Here is a 15,946-nt window from a genome sequence, read left to right as displayed (position 1 = left end):
CCAAGGTTGGCCCACCACCTCCTCTGCCCGCCGACCTAAGAAGCGCAAATAGGCAGGATTGACATAGGTGATGCAGGTATCGGGCCGAAAGCGACAAATGAGCTCCGTCTGCTGTTCCACCACGGCGCGGTATTCTTGCTGCTGCTGCCACAGACGATCCAGCAGGGCCTGCTGAGCTGCTGCCGCCTGCTGCCAGGCTTTGGTTAGCGTCTGCACCTCCTGGATGGGGCCGGGATCCAAAGGAGGCCAGGGCTGGAAACCGCTGTGTATAAATTGCTCGGCTACTTGGGTGAGGCGGCGCAGGGGACGGGAGAGAGCTTCGCCGAGGAGGATCCCTGTCCCCAGCATGCTCAGCAATAGCCCACCCCCCAGCAGCGCAGCCTGTTGGGCGCCCCGATGGACTTCGGCCAGAAGGGTTGCCTCTGGGATCCCGTACACGAAATAAAAACCTAGCCTCCCTTCACTCTGAACGGACTCCACCTCCGCCCAGTAGGGGATCCCGCCAACCACGAGGCGCAGCGAATTCTGAGAAGAGGCCGTCTCCCAGGAGCCCACCTGCTCTTGCACAGCCACCAGCAGCGGATGGGGAGCAGGCCCCGCCGTACTGGCCACCACCTGTCCTTCCTCGTCCAGCAGAAAGCTCACCCCCACAGCAGAGCTGCCTTGTACTCGTTCCAGAAAAGCCTGAAGCTGCTGAATGGACAGGGAAGCCACCTAGCTGCCATAAACCCGTCCCTCCGAGTCGGTCAGAGACAGGGACGTCACGATCAGCCGCTCTGGATCCTGGGCAGGAAGCTCCGCAAAAAATCGGGTTACCACCCAAGTGTCGCGGATCCCTTCCGACTGCAGGAGCTGGGGAAACCAGAACAACTGCCTCAGATCCACAAAGCCCAACCGGCGAGTGAACCCTGTGGGATCCCCTGTTTCCGGATCCCGTTGGCGGCCCTGGGCGGATCCCGGCAAGAGGCCGGGTGTGTGGTAAGTCCAGATCGACCCATCGGCGTGACGGCGGGCGATCACAAACCCCCCTTGAGCCGAGACAAAGCCGACATAGCTGAGCTCAGGAAATGGCTGCAACTGGCGGGCAAAGTGAGCTTCCAGCACCTCTAGATCGGCTGGGCTGGGGGTTGTCAAATCGGGCAGCAGCCCCCCCCTCACTGCCCCTTGATTGAGGGCATTGATCTGAAGGGGAATTTGCAAATATCTGGCAAGATGCTCTTCGGTGCGGTCGGTAACTTCCCGCCTCAGTTGCTCCGTCAAGCGCAGCGCCAGGTGTCGCCCGCCCTGCCAGGAGAGATAGGCCACTCCCCCCACTCCCCCTGCTACTGAGAGCACTAGGGGCAGCAGCAACGCCACCCGCAAAGGAATGGAGCGGAAAGGCCACCGGGATCGCACTTCAGAAGAACTAGAGGAAGACGGCATGGGATCCCTCACAGAACCTCAGGCTTGGGGAGGTTCCAAAGCCCGCTGCAGAGTGCCAAGGCCGATCTCGGCCGCAATAGCCAGAAGGGCCACTGGAACCGCCCCCACCAGCAAGATGGCGTTGTCATAGAGAGCAAACCCTAGGGTAATGAAAGTACCCAGCCCTCCTGCGCCGATAAACGCTGCCAGAGTAGCACTGGCAATCACCTCAATGGTAGCCGTTTTAACACCGGCCAGGATCACCGGCAAAGCCAAGGGGATCTCCACATGTCGCAACACCTGGGCAGGGGTCATGCCCATGCTCAAGGCGGCTTCACGCAGGGCCGGCTCAAGGCTGCGGAAGGCCACATCCGTGCTGATCAGAATGGGGGGCAAAGCCAGGAGGGTTAGCGCGACGACTGCCGAACGGAAGCTAAGGCCAAAATAGGGGATGGCCAAAAACAAAATGGCCAAACTGGGGATCACCCGCAGGCTGCTAAACGCATTGATCACCACCAGGGAAAGCATCTGGGAGCGGGAGCTGAAAAAGCCCAGCGGCAAACCCAACAGCAGCCCCATTCCCAAAGGCACCGCCACCAGTTGCAGGTGTTGGACGAAAGCTTGAAACAGCATGTCGCTGTGGTTCTGGGCGTAGCTGAGGGAGCGGGCCAAAAGGCTCATCTAGAGGTGTGTGGATGACAGAGGGATCAAAGACCAGCCCCAGTGTAGCGCCGGCAGGCGATCTTGACAGTGCGGAATAGTGCAGAGCGGGGATTTAGCACCAATCAGGGAGATGGGGTCACTCCAATTTCGGTCTCCGACCTGCTAACGCGGTGCAATCAACCTCAACTTTCTCCCAAGGATTAGAACCCACAGCGCCGCCTGCCGACAAAAATAACCATCTGTTTCACTGCCCATCTGAGTTGCCATCTCTATCCTGCTGATCTTTCTCAATCTTGTCTGGATCCCTGTTTGGGGGGTGGTTGGCTTCTCGCTCTTGTAAGCGGCGGATTTGCGAGCGCACCTGCAAAGCAATCTGTAAAGCAGTCTCTAGGATACGACCCTGTTCGCTGGCCTGCTCGCTCACCTGCAGAGCTGTCAAAGCTGCCAAGTTATCGCCGAAGAACTCGCTCTGCTGCTCGATCAGGTCTTCGTTTTGCCGCAAGATCCGTTCGGTTTTCAAGGCACGGATGAGATCGGCCCGGGTCAGTTTCAGGGCTTCGATCACCTCAGCCCTCTGGGCCAGCTTCACCTCGGGGTTGCCCGCTTCCACCAACTGGTCGTTGACGTGGATGGCCTGGATGATTCGGTTGTAGCGATCCACTTCCCCCAGCAAGTTCAACAGCAGCGGCATGCGACGGCTGCGGAAAATCCAATAGGCTTGGCCCAGGGCGGCAATAGCCGCCAGGATCCCCCATTCCACCAGCCAAGTGCCCCAAGTGGCCTGTAGGCCAGGGATCCAAATCCGCCCCACCAGGGTAAGTAGGGATCCCCCTGTCCAGAAGGTCAAGAAACGCAAGAACAAGTCCAGCGTCAGCAACAAGCGTAGGAGATCCCAGAAAGCGGAGAACTGGCGCAGGCGATCCTTAAAGCGACGAACGGGCTGAGGCCGATACAACCAAGCCACCGGCACTTGAGAGAGGCTTTCAACTTGAGCTGGGGAGATGATCAGCTCTTGTAAGTCCCGCTGCATCGCCATTTACTCTGCTGAGGCTGGGAAGTTTTCCCATTGTACTTGCGACCTTGAGCAGCTTGGGCTTGCTCAGGGATCCCTTCCCAGAAGGGAAGCTGCCTGGCCAAGTCTCGATAGAATGGGGTTCGCTGGGCTGTTTGCGTCTTCACGCCCTCGTGCTCACGTTGTAGGGCAACAGTGAGACACAAGACAGCTCGTCAAACGCAAAGGAGAAGAGCAGGGTGACCAGCCAATTGCGCCAACTGAAGGCCCATCTCGCTGAACCGGAAAACTTTGCCCCCTACGGACAGGTCATTTGCCCCACTCCCGATCACAAACCCTTCGACAGTCAAGATGCTCAGTTGTTCTTGAATCAAGGGCAGCCCCGCTTTTACATCATGCGCTTGCCTCGCCGCGGCCTCAAGTTTACTCAGATCACCCACCACATCCGCTGCACCCAGTGCCTGGGATCCCTCAATGGCAAGGAGTGGTTTATTGGTGTTGCACCGCCTGCCGATGAGCTGCACGTGGATCAGATTCAAGCCTTTCGGGTGCCTGGGGATCGCTTTATCAAACTGGAGATGGGTACCTGGCATGCCGGCCCCTATTTTGACCACGAAGAGTTCATCGATTTCTACAACTTGGAGCTGGCCGACACCAACATCACCGATCACGAAACCATAAACTTACTCCAAACCTACAACCTGGAGTTCCAGATCACCCCCTGACAAGCTTTTGGGGATCCCTTATCAATCGGGCAAAAAGCAGCATTGATCACAGCAATCTTTCGCTTGAGCGCAAGAAGAGTTGTGGGGATCCGTACTCCACTATGGGTGGAGAGAAAAAGTGGGCTTGGATCCCAGTCCTGGTGGATGTAGCCGACTTGGGTGAGCGTTCCTTGACTTGGGCTTAAGTTATACCCTTGTCGGCATGAGTTTTGACGCTGTGGCCCACTCGGCCAGGTGATAGAACAGGGTCAAACCCAACAGCATTTGGGAGGTTTGTTGTCATGGCTACGTTGCAACCCAAAGTGACCCACCAGCTTTTGGCGGCCTTAGCCCTGTTTGCCTGTCTGGGCTTGTTGCCTGCTTGTGGCGAGAGCAGCAGCAGCACCGTCAGCCCCCCCAGCATCACCCCCACCCCCACCGGCTCATAATTCGGCTGGTTTTTGCATGCCCTTGCAGCGGTTGCCCAAGTTGGTTCAGCTTTGGGCTTTGAGGATCGCGGGGATCTTTTGTCTTTGTCTGCTGGCGGCCTGTGGAGGATCCCCTACCTCGATGGAGCCACCGCGGGCAGGGGAAGTGCCGATTGCCAGCTTCCTGTGCCGGTTGGATCGCCAGACCCGCAGCTTCACGGGGCCTATTTACGCCGAACAGCCCCAGGTTGCTACCTGCAACCCCGGTCGCCTTACGCCTGCAGCAGCCCAAAAGATGATGGATCGGCTGAATTTTCTACGGCTGTTGCACCAGTTACCGCCGGTGAAGCTCAATCCTCAGTTCCTAGAAGCCGCCCAGCAAGCGGCCTTGATGCAGGTAGCCAATGGTACTCTCAGCCACCAGCCGCCCCCTTCTTGGCGCTGCTTTACCCCTGCTGGGGAGGCGGGATCCCGCTTCAGCAACCTGGCGGTTGGGCCCATCCTAGAGCTGAACGGCCCCGATCCAGGCCGGGTGTTGGCGCGGCAGGTGGACATCTATTTTGCCGAGCCAGGTCGAGAAAACTTTGTGGATGTGGGGCATCGCCGCTGGAACCTGTATCCTCAGTACGCCCAGGGGGCCTACGGCATTGTCTTTGACCCACGGGCTGGACGGGTGACCCAGGCCAACGCCAACTGGATCTTCGGTTTTGACGAGTCGGTGCCAGATCCAGAGTTCATCGCCTTCCCGGAGAAAGACGGCTACCTCTACCGCCTAGAAGGGTTTTCCGGCCAGCCCCTGTCTGCCTACCGCTGGTCTTTCTCGGTGCCCAGCCGTGGCGGCAAGGCTGATCTCAGCCAAGCCCAAGTCCGCATCACCGATGCCCTCAGCGGCGAGCCGGTGCCTGTTGGAGATCTCCGCGTGGGGGATCCCGCCTTTGGCCTGGAAACTTTGACCTACTCCGTGGGTTCGATCCAGCCCAATCGCAACTACACCTTTGAAATTAGCGGCATTCGCCTCAACGGTGGCCCCCCCCGCAGCTACCGCTACACCACCGCTCTCTACGACTGCGATCCCCAAACTTCCCAACGGCCCGCACCCCTCACCGAAGGGCTGGGGATCCCGCCCCGTCTGCTCTGGCAGATGGAGCCTTTCAACTCTTTCAACCCTCTCAACTAGCTTTTCCTCACCCCCAGCCCCTTTCCCAAAGGGGAAAGAGGGGTCTGCTGCTCCTGGAAGCCTGACTTTATGCATAAAGCGCAATTCGAGAATGACAAAACTGCATAACCTGTTACAAAGTGTAACTGCCAATACCAAAGTTAACGGTTCGTCATCGCTAGGGTAGCTAGTGTTCACCCCACGGCAGCGATCATGGCGAACCAATTTGAACGCCTCAAAAGCGAAAAGGATGGGCTGGCGGTCAAGGCCGAGCTGGAGGCGTTTGCCCGGATGGGTTGGGAGAACATTCCTGAAGACGACCGGGATCACCGCCTCAAGTGGCTGGGGATCTTCTTTCGCAAGCGCACCCCAGGTCAGTTCATGCTGCGGCTGCGCCTGCCCAATGGGATCCTAACCAGCGGCCAAATGCGGATGTTGGGCGCAATCATCCACCCCTATGGAGAACAGGGCGTAGCCGACATCACCACCCGGCAGAACCTGCAACTGCGGGGCATCCCCATCGAGGAAATGCCCCAGATCCTGGGCTACCTGAAAGAGGTAGGCCTGACCAGCATCCAGTCGGGCATGGACAACGTGCGCAACATCACGGGATCCCCTCTGGCCGGTATTGACCCGGATGAGCTGATCGACGTGCGCGGTCTCACCCGCAAGGTGCAGGACATGATCACCAACAACGGCGAGGGCAACCCTTCCTTCAGCAACCTGCCGCGCAAGTTCAACATCGCCATCTGCGGTTGTCGCGACAACTCCGTGCATGCGGAGATCAACGACCTGGCCTTTGTGCCCGCCTTCAAAAATGGCCGCCTGGGCTTCAACGTCCTGGTGGGCGGCTTTTTCTCTGCTCGCCGCTGCGCCGAGGCAATTGGCCTAGATGTCTGGGTGGATCCCCGCGATGTAGTTCCCCTGTGCGAGGCGGTGCTGCTGGTCTACCGGGATCACGGCCTGCGGGCCAACCGGCAAAAGGCGCGGTTGATGTGGCTCATTGACGAGTGGGGCCTAGAGAAGTTCCGGGCGGCTGTGGAGCGCCAGATAGGCCACCCTCTGCTCAGGGCAGCGGAAAAAGATGAGGTGGTCTGGCACAAGCGGGATCTGCTGGGGGTGCATGCCCAGAAGCAGCCGGGCCTCAACTTTGTCGGCCTGCATGTGCCGGTGGGGCGGCTCAACGCCCTGGAGATGATGGAGCTGGCCCGCTTGGCGGAGGTGTACGGCTCCGGGGAGCTGCGGCTGACAGTGGAGCAGAACGTGCTCATCCCCAATGTGCCCGACTCCCGAGTGGCCCCGCTCCTCAAAGAGCCGCTCTTGAAGAAGTTCTCCCCCAACCCAGGGCCCTTGCAGCGGGGGTTGGTGTCCTGTACGGGCAACCAGTTCTGCAACTTTGCCCTTATCGAGACCAAAAACCGGGCTGTGGCCTTGATGGAGGAGCTGGAGGCGGAGCTGGAGATCCCCCAAACGGTGCGCATCCACTGGACGGGCTGCCCCAACTCCTGCGGCCAACCCCAAGTAGCCGATATCGGCCTTATGGGCACCACTGCTCGCAAGGACGGCAGGGTGGTGGAGGCCGTGGACATCTACATGGGGGGAGAGGTGGGCAAAGACGCCAAGCTGGGCGAATGCGTGCGCAAAGGGATCCCTTGCGAAGACCTCAAGCCGGTCTTGGTGGAGCTGCTCATTGAACACTTTGGGGCCAAGCCACGTCAGCATCCGTCCGCTGCCCAGGCTTCTGTTTTGGTAACCCGCTAGCGGTTCTGTTGCCGTCCTGAAAGTTTTTCTTTCTTCGTCGTTGTAAATCTTGGAGGTTTCGATGTCTAAGCTGTTCAGCACTTCCTCTCCCGTCTCCCGTCGGCAATTTTTGGCCGGGGTGGCTGCTCTCACGGCTGGGGCGGCCACGGCTGGGATCCCGCGCGCCCAATCGCAATCCTTGGGCAAAGGCTACTGGGTGGCGCAGGCCGATACTCCCGAAACCACCAGCGCCAAGCTGGGGTTCATCGCTCTAACCGACGCGGCCCCCCTGATCATCGCCAAAGAAAAAGGGTTCTTTGACAAGTACGGCATGAAAGACGTGGAGGTGGTCAAGCAGGCCTCTTGGGGCACCACCCGCGACAACTTGGTGCTGGGATCCGCCGCCGGCGGCATCGATGGGGCACACATCCTCACCCCCATGCCCTACCTCATCACCACCGGCAAAGTTACCGATGGCAAGCCGGTGCCTATGTACATTTTGGCCCGTCTCAATCTGGACGGTCAGGGCATTAGCATTTCCAACCAATATCGGGATTTGCAAATCGGCCTGGATAGTTCCCCCCTCAAGGCCAAGTTTGCCGAGCTTCGAGCTGCCGGCAAAGATCCCAAATGTGCGATGACCTTCCCTGGTGGCACCCACGACCTATGGATGCGCTACTGGCTGGCCGCAGGCGGGATCGATCCCACTAGCGACGTCTCCGTCATTGTGGTGCCGCCGCCGCAGATGGTGGCCAATATGAAATCCAGAACCATGGAAGCCCTCTGTGTGGGCGAGCCTTGGAATGCCCAGCTGGTGAACCAAAAAGAGGGGTATAGTGCCCTCACCACCGGCGAGCTGTGGAACGGCCACCCGGAAAAGGCCTTTGCCCTGCGGGCCGACTGGGTGGATGCGCACCCGAAAGCCACCCTTGCCCTGTTGAAAGCGGTGCTAGAAGCCCAGATCTGGTGCGACCAGATGGAAAACAAAGAGGAGATGTGTCGCATCATCGGCGACCGCCGCTGGCTGGGGGTGCCTGTGCCCGATATCTTGGGCCGTTCTCGGGGCACTTTTGACTACGGCACCGGCAAGGTCGTTGAAAACAGCCCCCACCTGATGAAGTTCTGGCAGGACTACGCTTCCTACCCCTTCAAGAGCCACGATCTCTGGTTTTTGACCGAAAACATTCGCTGGGGTTACCTACCTGCCGACACCGATACCAAAGCCTTGGTGGAGCGGGTGAATCGGGAAGAACTCTGGCGAGAAGCTGCCAAAGCCATTGGTCAGGGGGCAGCCATTCCCCCCAGCACCTCTCGAGGAGTGGAAACCTTCTTCGACGGGGTGCAGTTCGATCCCGAAAATCCTGCCGCCTACCTGGAGAAATTGGCGATTAAGAAGCTGGCCTAATTTCCCAACTTTCCCCAGCAAGTTAGCTGCAAACCCTCTGTCCAGGAGAGAAGGGATCCCCGAATCCCCACAAAGAGTGTTCAACTGAAACCCCTTCTCTCTTGGGATCCTCTTAAGTTGACTTCAACCTTACTCCCAGCAAGCCATGAGGATTTTCCACTCTGCCCTACAGTTGGGCTACCACCTCTTTCGGATCCTGCTTCCCCTACTGGTTGGCCTAGGCCACTGGCTGCTGAAAACCGGCCAAGGTTCTGTTCTTCAGTCCAGTACCGGAATCGGTTCCCCCGCCAGTTCTGCACCTTCTTCTGCTTGGCGGCAAAGAGTCCAAATCCACAAAGCGCTGCGTCGCATTCTGTTGCCCGCTACGGCCATTTTGCTCGTCCTGATTCTCTGGCAAATCATTTACAGCCGCCCCGGAGCCAACTTGCCCACCCCTCTCCAGGTTTGGCAGGACACCTGGGATCCCCTCATTAAAGATCCCTTTTTTGACTATGGCGGCAATGCCAAAGGGCTGTTCTGGCAAATTTGGGCCAGCTTGCGGCGGGTGTTCATTGGGTTTGCCCTGGCCGGCTTGGTGGGGGTTGTGGGCGGCATGATCATCGGGGTCAATCGCTGGCTGTACGAGGCTTTGGATCCCATTTTTCAGGTGCTGCGCACGGTGCCGCCTTTGGCCTGGCTGCCGATTTCTTTGGCTGCCTTTCGAGATGCCAACCCTTCCGCCATTTTTGTAATCTTCATTACGGCCCTCTGGCCCATTTTGATCAACACCGTTGTCGGCGTACAGCAGATCCCTCAGGACTACCGCAACGTGGCCAGAATTGTGCGCATGTCCGGCTGGAAGTACTTTTTCAAAATCGTTTTCCCGGCAACTGTGCCCTATATTTTTACCGGCTTGCGCATTGGGGTGGGCTTGTCTTGGCTGGCCATTGTGGCAGCGGAAATGTTGATTGGCGGTGTGGGCATTGGATTTTTCATCTGGGATGCCTGGAATAGCTCCCGCATCAGCGAAATCATTCTGGCTTTGATCTATGTCGGGATGGTGGGTCTTCTGCTGGATCGCATCACGGCTTGGATTGGCTCGCTGGTGGTGGCTGAGGATCGCTAAATGAGCTTGGCCGAGTTTTAGATTGGTTGCTGACAATTTCTCCATGCTCTCAGAAATCATCTCAGGGGAATCATGAAGACTCAGCCTTACATTGAAGTGGATCATGTCGACAAGGAATATCTCCTCGACAACGGAGAGGTCTATCCTGTCCTGAAAGACATCCACCTGGAGATCCAAAAAGGGGAATTTGTCTCGCTAATTGGCCACTCCGGCTGTGGCAAATCGACCCTGCTCAACATCATTGCTGGCCTGGAAAAGCCTTCCCGCGGAGGCATTCTCCTGGAGGGCCGACAAGTTACAGATCCCGGCCCAGATCGCATGGTGGTGTTTCAGAACTATTCCCTGCTGCCCTGGCTGACGGTGCGGGAGAACGTTGCCCTGGCCGTGGACGAGGTGCTGGGATCCCTTCCCAAAGCAGAGCGAAGCCGGATTGTGGAAGAGCACATCCGCCAGGTGGGGTTGCAGGGGGCAGCCGACAAGCGACCGGCCCATCTGTCAGGAGGGATGAAACAGCGGGTAGCCATTGCTCGGGCTTTGGCCATCCGTCCGCGGGTGCTGCTGTTGGATGAGCCCTTTGGCGCTCTGGATGCCTTGACGCGCGGCAACCTGCAGGAGCAACTGATGGAGATTGCCCAGGCGGAGCAGCTCACCTGTGTCATGGTTACCCACGATGTGGATGAGGCGCTGCTGCTTTCGGATCGGGTGGTGATGATGACCCAGGGCCCCGCTGCCCGCATTGGCCAGATTTTGCGGATCCCTTTTCCTCGGCCCCGCCATCGTTTGGAAGTGGTGCGTCACCCCGACTACTACAGCCTGCGGGGAGAGATGATCTACTTTCTCAACCAGCAAAAGCGGGCTCGCCAAAAAACGCCTGTTCGCGTGGCCATTGCCAAACACGGCCTGGAGAAGGTCAATTTGGAGGTTGGCTTTGTGCCCCTCAACGACTGCGCCCCGCTGGTGGTGGCGCAGGAAAAAGGCCTGTTTCAAAAGCATGGCCTGGAGCAGGTCACCCTGGTGCGGGAGCCAGGCTGGAAGACCATCTGGGAAGGGATCCGCTCCGGTCGGCTGGACGCGGCTATGGTGGTGGCCGGGATCCCGTTGGCCTCCACGTTAGGGGTGGGGGGAGTTCCGGTGTCTTTGGTAACCGCCTTAACCCTCTCCCGTGGCGGCAACGCCATTACCTTCGGGCGCAGACTTTGCCTGCAGGGTGTTCTCAGTCCCTGGGATCTGCGCCAACACCTCCGGCAAACTCCTGACGTGGTTCATACCCTAGGGGTGGTGCACCCGGCCTCAATGCAAAACTTCTTGCTGCGCCATTGGCTGGCTAGCGCGGGGGTGGATCCGGATCGGGATGTCACGTTAACCGTGATCCCGCCGCCGCAGATGGTGGCCCACCTCAAGGCCGGCAACATCGATGGCTACTGCGTGGGCGAGCCCTGGAACTCCCGCGCCGTGCGGGAACAGGTGGGGGTTATCGTCGCCACCACCCCTGAAATCTTACCCAGCCACATCGAAAAGGTGCTGACGGTGCGCCAGGATTGGGCGCAAAACTACCCCCGTACCCATGTAGCTCTGGTCAAGGCACTACTGGAGGCTTGTCACTACTGCGATCAGCCGCAGCACCGTTCTGAGATCTTGGAGTGGCTGGCTCAGCCCCAGTATGTGGGCGTGGCCCTGGAGGATCTGCAGCCGGGGTGGAGGGGCATCCTGCAGCGGGGAATTGCCGATGAATCCCAAGCCCTCACCGGTTTTCACCAGTTTGCCAACGGGCGCAACACCTGTCCGGAAAGATTGGAACACCTCTGGATCCTGACGCAGATGGCTCGCTGGGGCCTCTGCGCTTTTCCCCGCAATTGGGTTTCGGTTCTCGACCAAGTTCTGGACAGCGAAACCTACGCCCTAGCCGCCAGAGAACTGGGCCTTCCGGATCGGGCCCACGACCGCGGAGCTTTACTCTTTGGCGATGGATCCCGCTTTGACGGAGAGGATCCCGTTGCTTACCTGGAGTCGGTGGCCATCCGGCAGGATCTGAAGCTGCAGGAGTACCGGCTCAGCGAAGTTTAGCTTTTGTTACCTTAAACTCTCGATTGGAAAACACCATGATGACCAGCTCCCGCACGTTCTCCTCACCGCTATCTTCTGCATCTCCGGTTGCAGGACTGCCCCTTCTTTGTCTTCAGAATGTGGGCAAGACCTACTTCACCTCAGCAGGGCCCTTCGTTGCGCTGGAAAATATCAATCTGGAAGTGGCCGCCGGTGAGTTTGTTTGCATTATCGGCCACTCGGGTTGTGGCAAATCCACCTTGATCAACATGGTGGCGGGTTTTTCGACTCCCACTTCGGGATCCATTACCCTCAAGGGCCAGCCCATCACCTCCCCAGGGCCGGATCGGATGATGGTGTTTCAACATTATTCCCTTTTGCCCTGGCTGACGGCTTTTGAAAATGTTTATCTGGTGGTGGATCAGGTTTACCCAAACAAATCCCGGCGGGAGAAAAGGGAAATCGTTGAAGAACACCTAGAATTGGTAGGTTTAGCAGAGGCAGCCCACAAGCGGCCCAAGCAGCTTTCTGGAGGCATGAAGCAAAGGGTTGCCATTGCCCGTGCTCTTGCCGTTCGTCCGCAAGTTTTGCTGTTGGATGAGCCTTTTGGGGCCTTGGATGCCATTACCAAGGAAGATCTACAAGATGAGCTGCTGGCCATTTGGCGGGATCACCGCTGCACAGTTTTGATGATTACCCACGACATCGACGAGGCTCTCTACTTGTCAGACCGTGTGGTGATGATGACCAACGGCCCCGCTGCCCATATTGGTGAGATCTTGACCATTCCCTTTGAGCGACCGCGCATCCGCTCCCGCATTATGGAAATGCCTGAGTTCTACGAATTGCGTAACCGCGCCCTTGACTTCCTCTATCGTCGCTTTGCCCATAGGGAGGATTAAGCTAGGAATCAAAACGCTTGGGGAGGGAAGTTGATGGCCGCTGCTCCGGTTCAGGTAGCTCCAACCGATCTCCCAATGGAGAAGCGGGTCTCTAGCTTGCCCAAAACCCTTGCCGACTATCTGGCCAATCCAGTTGCCCAAACCAAATGGGTAGATGGCTACATTGTGGAGAAAGTGGGGCAAACCTTAGGGCATGCAAAGATCCAAACCCGACTTCTCTTCCGTTGGCTCGGTTATGTTGAATGTCAGCCATTGGGGGGTATGGTTTTGGTGAAGGCTCCCGGCCAAACCAAAGGCAGAGTCAGAAGACCTGATGCTGCCTACTCATCTCCAGATTTAATCCAGCAATTTGGAGAGGATATTGCCACGCTGCTGCAGAGCTATCCTCTGGTTGAGGAGATCTTCTCTCCAACCGACTGTGGAGAAGATATTTTCCTAAAAGCCCAAGAGTATCTCAGCTCCGATGTACTGGAAGTCTGGCTGATTTTTCCCAGAAGCAAATACGTTTTTATCCAAACTCAAGATGGCCATCTTTGGCTAGCTGAACAGGACACTGACAAGAGCTAGGTTGTATTACCTGGCTTGGAGATCCAAGTTGCCGCTCTTCTCAGCTAAGGGATCCAAAATGCGAGAGAATTGGGCGTTTAATAGGGATCCCAACTCATGGTGACCGCGATGGAGTCGGAAAAAGCTGTCATCAAAACCCTATGTCCCTACTGCGGTGTGGGATGTGGATTGGAGGCGGTTTCGACAGCCTCAGGTGACTGGAAAATGAGAGGCGACCGGGATCATCCTTCCAGCTTGGGGATGGTCTGTGTAAAGGGGGCCACGATCCTGGAGGCAGTTGGTCGAGATCGGCTGCTCTCTCCCCTGTTTCGGGAGAGCTTGGATCAGCCCTTTCGTCGCATTTCTTGGGATCAGGCTTTTGAGGAGATGGTTTCTCGGCTGCGCCGCCTCAAAGACAACCCCCACTCCATAGCCATGTATGGATCGGGGCAGTTGCTCACTGAAGACTATTACGTTGCTCAAAAGCTCATTAAGGGCTGCCTGGGCACCAATAATTTTGACACCAACTCGCGCCTGTGCATGTCCTCAGCCGTCTCGGCCTACACCCAATCCCTGGGATCCGATGGCCCCCCCTGCTGCTACGAGGATCTCGATCTCTGCAATCTGGCTTTTCTGGTGGGCACCAACACCGCCGAGTGCCACCCCATTCTTTTTAATCGCTTGAAGAAGCGGCACAAGCCCGGATCCCCCCTCAAAATGGTGGTCGTGGATCCCCGGCGCACTCAGACAGCAGAAGCTGCCGATCTCCACTTAAAAATTCGCCCCGGTACGGATATCGATCTTTTCAATGGGATTGCCCATTTGCTGTTGAAGTGGGGATCAATGGCTACCGATTTTATCGAGGGCTGCACCCAAGGTTTTGCCGAATATGCAGCTTTGCTGGCCGATTATGAGCCGCAGATTGTAGCCCAGCGCTGTGGAATTGCAACTGAGGACTTGATTGAAGCGGCCAAGCTCTGGCAGGGATCCCAAAGGGTTCTCTCCCTTTGGTCGATGGGCCTAAACCAGTCCAGCGAGGGCACCGCCAAGATCACCAGCCTAATCAATCTCCATCTCCTAACTGGGCAAATTGGCCGACCGGGGACCGGCCCCTTTTCCTTGACCGGCCAGCCCAATGCCATGGGCGGTCGAGAGGCGGGGGGGTTATCTCATCTGCTGCCGGGATATCGGCTGGTGAGCCATCCCCAGCATCGGGCAGAGGTGGAGCAGGCTTGGGGTTTGCCCAGCGGTTCCCTCTCTCCCTGCCCAGGGCTGAGGGCTACCGAGATGATTGCCGCTCTGGAGACGGGATCCCTGCAGTTCTTTTGGATTGTGGCCACCAATCCTTTGGTGAGCTTTCCGGATCTGGAACGGGTCAAAAAAGCCCTGAAAAAGTCTCCCTTTACCGTTTACCAAGAGGCTTATTACCCTACAGAAACGGCAGAATATGCCCATTTGCTTTTGCCTGCCTGTCAGTGGAGCGAGAAAACCGGGGTGATGACCAACTCCGAGCGCAGGGTTACCCTTTGTCAAGCCTTTCGAGACCCCCCTGGCGAAGCCCGACCCGATTGGGAGATCTTTGCTGAAGTGGGGCGCAGGTTGGGCTTTGAAGCGCAATTTTCCTTCCAAACCGCGGCAGAGGTTTATGCAGAATTTGCCGCCCTTACCGCAAATCGCCTCTGCGATCACTCCGGCCTCAGCCATGCCCTTTTGGCAGAACAAGGCCCTCAGCAATGGCCTTATCCCAAAGAAAGAACCTCGGCCCCTAAGTCCACTCGCCTCTACACAGATTGGCGTTTCCCGACCCCCAATGGCCGCGCCCGCTTTATCCCCCACCATTCCCGTGGCCTAGCAGAGCCGCCGGATCCCCAGTTTCCCTACGTATTAACCACGGGCAGGCTTTACGGCCATTGGCACACCCAAACCCGCACCGGCAGGATTGAAAAAATCAAGCAAATGCACCCCCAACCCTTTATTGAAATCCATCCTCGCGATGCGGAAAAACTGGGCATCCAAGATGGAGATTGGGTTCAAGTGCGTTCTGCCCGCGGACGGGCCTATTTCCCGGCCAAGATAACTGCCAACATTGCTCCCGGTACGCTATTTGTACCCATGCACTGGGGATCCCTCTGGGCAGAACAAGCTGAGTGTAATGCCCTCACCCATGACATCAGTTGCCCTGATTCCGGCCAGCCGGAATTAAAAGCCTGCGCCGTTGCTCTTGAGAAAGCCGACCCACCGCTCAAGCAATCCCCTCAACTCTAGATTTGGTTCCTAATCGAGGTTCCCATGACTCTGTTTCAGTTTGAGCAAGATTTTGCCGACTCTCTGCGATGCATCCCCATGACCTTGCGCCTAAAGCTGGATTTGTGCGGGATCAAGCTCAAGCTCCATCAATGGGCCAAGTTTTCCTTAGAAGAGCGGCGGAAGTGTGTTGATTGGCCCTCTGAATCTCCACAGGATCTAGAAGAACTCCGCAACCATCTGCGCCATTTGGTTCGCTCCATCTGCCACGAAGAGGCGCAAGAGATTCCCATTGACCCCCAGCCTGAATGGCAAAATCCCAACCAGATCCCAATGGCTGTCCAACAAAAAGCTCAAGACCTGGGGATCCGGCTTGCCCTCGATTTCTGGAGAAACTTGCACGATATCCAGAGATTTGCCTTGCTGAAGTTGAGCCGATCCCATCACGAAAACAAAAATTTCTTGCCCGCTCTGCGAGAGTTTGGCCTGAAGATGGCGAGGGATGGTGATTGCAGTTACTCTGAATCTATTTGAGAGAGATAGTCTGATACATTTACGCTGAACACTGCTGAACATCACTGTTCAACTATGCAGCGA

At 57.5% G+C, this 15,946-nt stretch carries 15 protein-coding genes; 11 read left to right on the top strand and 4 right to left on the bottom strand.

All coding sequences use genetic code 11. The features are described from left to right. From NW838_RS14515 to NW838_RS14500, 4 genes are all read right to left on the bottom strand, one after another. Positions 1 to 714 (bottom strand): PAS domain-containing protein (locus NW838_RS14515; RefSeq protein WP_414428280.1); only part of this gene is annotated, 714 nt, incomplete at its 3' end. Continuing rightward, positions 715 to 1,422: a hypothetical protein gene (locus NW838_RS14510; RefSeq protein ID WP_414428279.1), complete on the bottom strand. Its 708-nt coding sequence runs from the start codon at positions 1,420 to 1,422 to the stop codon at positions 715 to 717. 18 nt (positions 1,423 to 1,440) lie between these two features. Further along, positions 1,441 to 2,082: an ABC transporter permease gene (locus NW838_RS14505; RefSeq protein ID WP_414357695.1), complete on the bottom strand. Its 642-nt coding sequence runs from the start codon at positions 2,080 to 2,082 to the stop codon at positions 1,441 to 1,443. Positions 2,083 to 2,308: 226 nt separating this feature from the next. After that, on the bottom strand, positions 2,309 to 3,100 hold the full coding sequence (locus tag NW838_RS14500) for a hypothetical protein (RefSeq protein ID WP_414357694.1): 792 nt from the start codon (positions 3,098 to 3,100) through the stop codon (positions 2,309 to 2,311). A gap of 215 nt (positions 3,101 to 3,315) precedes the next feature. Here NW838_RS14500 and NW838_RS14495 point away from each other — a divergent pair, with 215 nt between their 5' ends. The 11 genes from NW838_RS14495 (at position 3,316) to NW838_RS14445 (ending at position 15,883) form a co-directional block, all read left to right on the top strand. Further along, a complete protein-coding gene (locus tag NW838_RS14495) occupies positions 3,316 to 3,801 on the top strand; it encodes an ureidoglycolate lyase (RefSeq protein ID WP_011431703.1) in 486 nt (161 codons plus the stop codon). A gap of 281 nt (positions 3,802 to 4,082) precedes the next feature. Next, positions 4,083 to 4,229 carry a hypothetical protein gene (locus NW838_RS14490; protein ID WP_187147246.1) on the top strand — a complete coding sequence of 49 codons (147 nt, stop codon included), beginning with the start codon at positions 4,083 to 4,085 and terminating at the stop codon, positions 4,227 to 4,229. A 16-nt stretch (positions 4,230 to 4,245) separates the two neighbouring features. Beyond that, positions 4,246 to 5,385, top strand: a complete 1,140-nt coding sequence (locus NW838_RS14485; protein WP_414330507.1) for a CAP domain-containing protein — start codon at positions 4,246 to 4,248, stop codon at positions 5,383 to 5,385. 192 nt (positions 5,386 to 5,577) lie between these two features. Further along, on the top strand, positions 5,578 to 7,125 hold the full coding sequence (locus NW838_RS14480; protein WP_414357818.1) for a ferredoxin--nitrite reductase: 1,548 nt from the start codon (positions 5,578 to 5,580) through the stop codon (positions 7,123 to 7,125). 61 nt (positions 7,126 to 7,186) lie between these two features. Beyond that, the gene (locus NW838_RS14475) at positions 7,187 to 8,509 is read left to right on the top strand and encodes a CmpA/NrtA family ABC transporter substrate-binding protein (RefSeq protein ID WP_414357819.1); all 1,323 of its coding nucleotides are present in this window, start codon (positions 7,187 to 7,189) and stop codon (positions 8,507 to 8,509) included. A 145-nt stretch (positions 8,510 to 8,654) separates the two neighbouring features. Continuing rightward, the gene (ntrB, locus tag NW838_RS14470) at positions 8,655 to 9,614 is read left to right on the top strand and encodes a nitrate ABC transporter permease (protein ID WP_011431708.1); all 960 of its coding nucleotides are present in this window, start codon (positions 8,655 to 8,657) and stop codon (positions 9,612 to 9,614) included. A gap of 72 nt (positions 9,615 to 9,686) precedes the next feature. After that, entirely contained in the window at positions 9,687 to 11,678 is a 1,992-nt protein-coding gene (locus NW838_RS14465) for a nitrate ABC transporter ATP-binding protein (RefSeq protein ID WP_414428278.1), read from the top strand. A 38-nt stretch (positions 11,679 to 11,716) separates the two neighbouring features. Then, positions 11,717 to 12,559: an ABC transporter ATP-binding protein gene (locus tag NW838_RS14460; protein WP_414357824.1), complete on the top strand. Its 843-nt coding sequence runs from the start codon at positions 11,717 to 11,719 to the stop codon at positions 12,557 to 12,559. Between the two features lie 33 nt (positions 12,560 to 12,592). Further along, a complete protein-coding gene (locus NW838_RS14455; RefSeq protein WP_414357821.1) occupies positions 12,593 to 13,126 on the top strand; it encodes a Uma2 family endonuclease in 534 nt (177 codons plus the stop codon). A 108-nt stretch (positions 13,127 to 13,234) separates the two neighbouring features. Beyond that, the gene (locus NW838_RS14450; protein WP_414428281.1) at positions 13,235 to 15,370 is read left to right on the top strand and encodes a molybdopterin oxidoreductase family protein; all 2,136 of its coding nucleotides are present in this window, start codon (positions 13,235 to 13,237) and stop codon (positions 15,368 to 15,370) included. Positions 15,371 to 15,394: 24 nt separating this feature from the next. Then, on the top strand, positions 15,395 to 15,883 hold the full coding sequence (locus NW838_RS14445; RefSeq protein WP_414357823.1) for a nitrate reductase associated protein: 489 nt from the start codon (positions 15,395 to 15,397) through the stop codon (positions 15,881 to 15,883). The last annotated feature ends 63 nt before the right edge of the window (positions 15,884 to 15,946 follow it).

Origin of the sequence: Synechococcus sp. R55.2, from assembly GCF_047462075.1 — a bacterium.
GTDB lineage: Bacteria > Cyanobacteriota > Cyanobacteriia > Thermostichales > Thermostichaceae > Thermostichus.
This window is presented reverse-complemented; position numbering and strand designations above follow the sequence as displayed.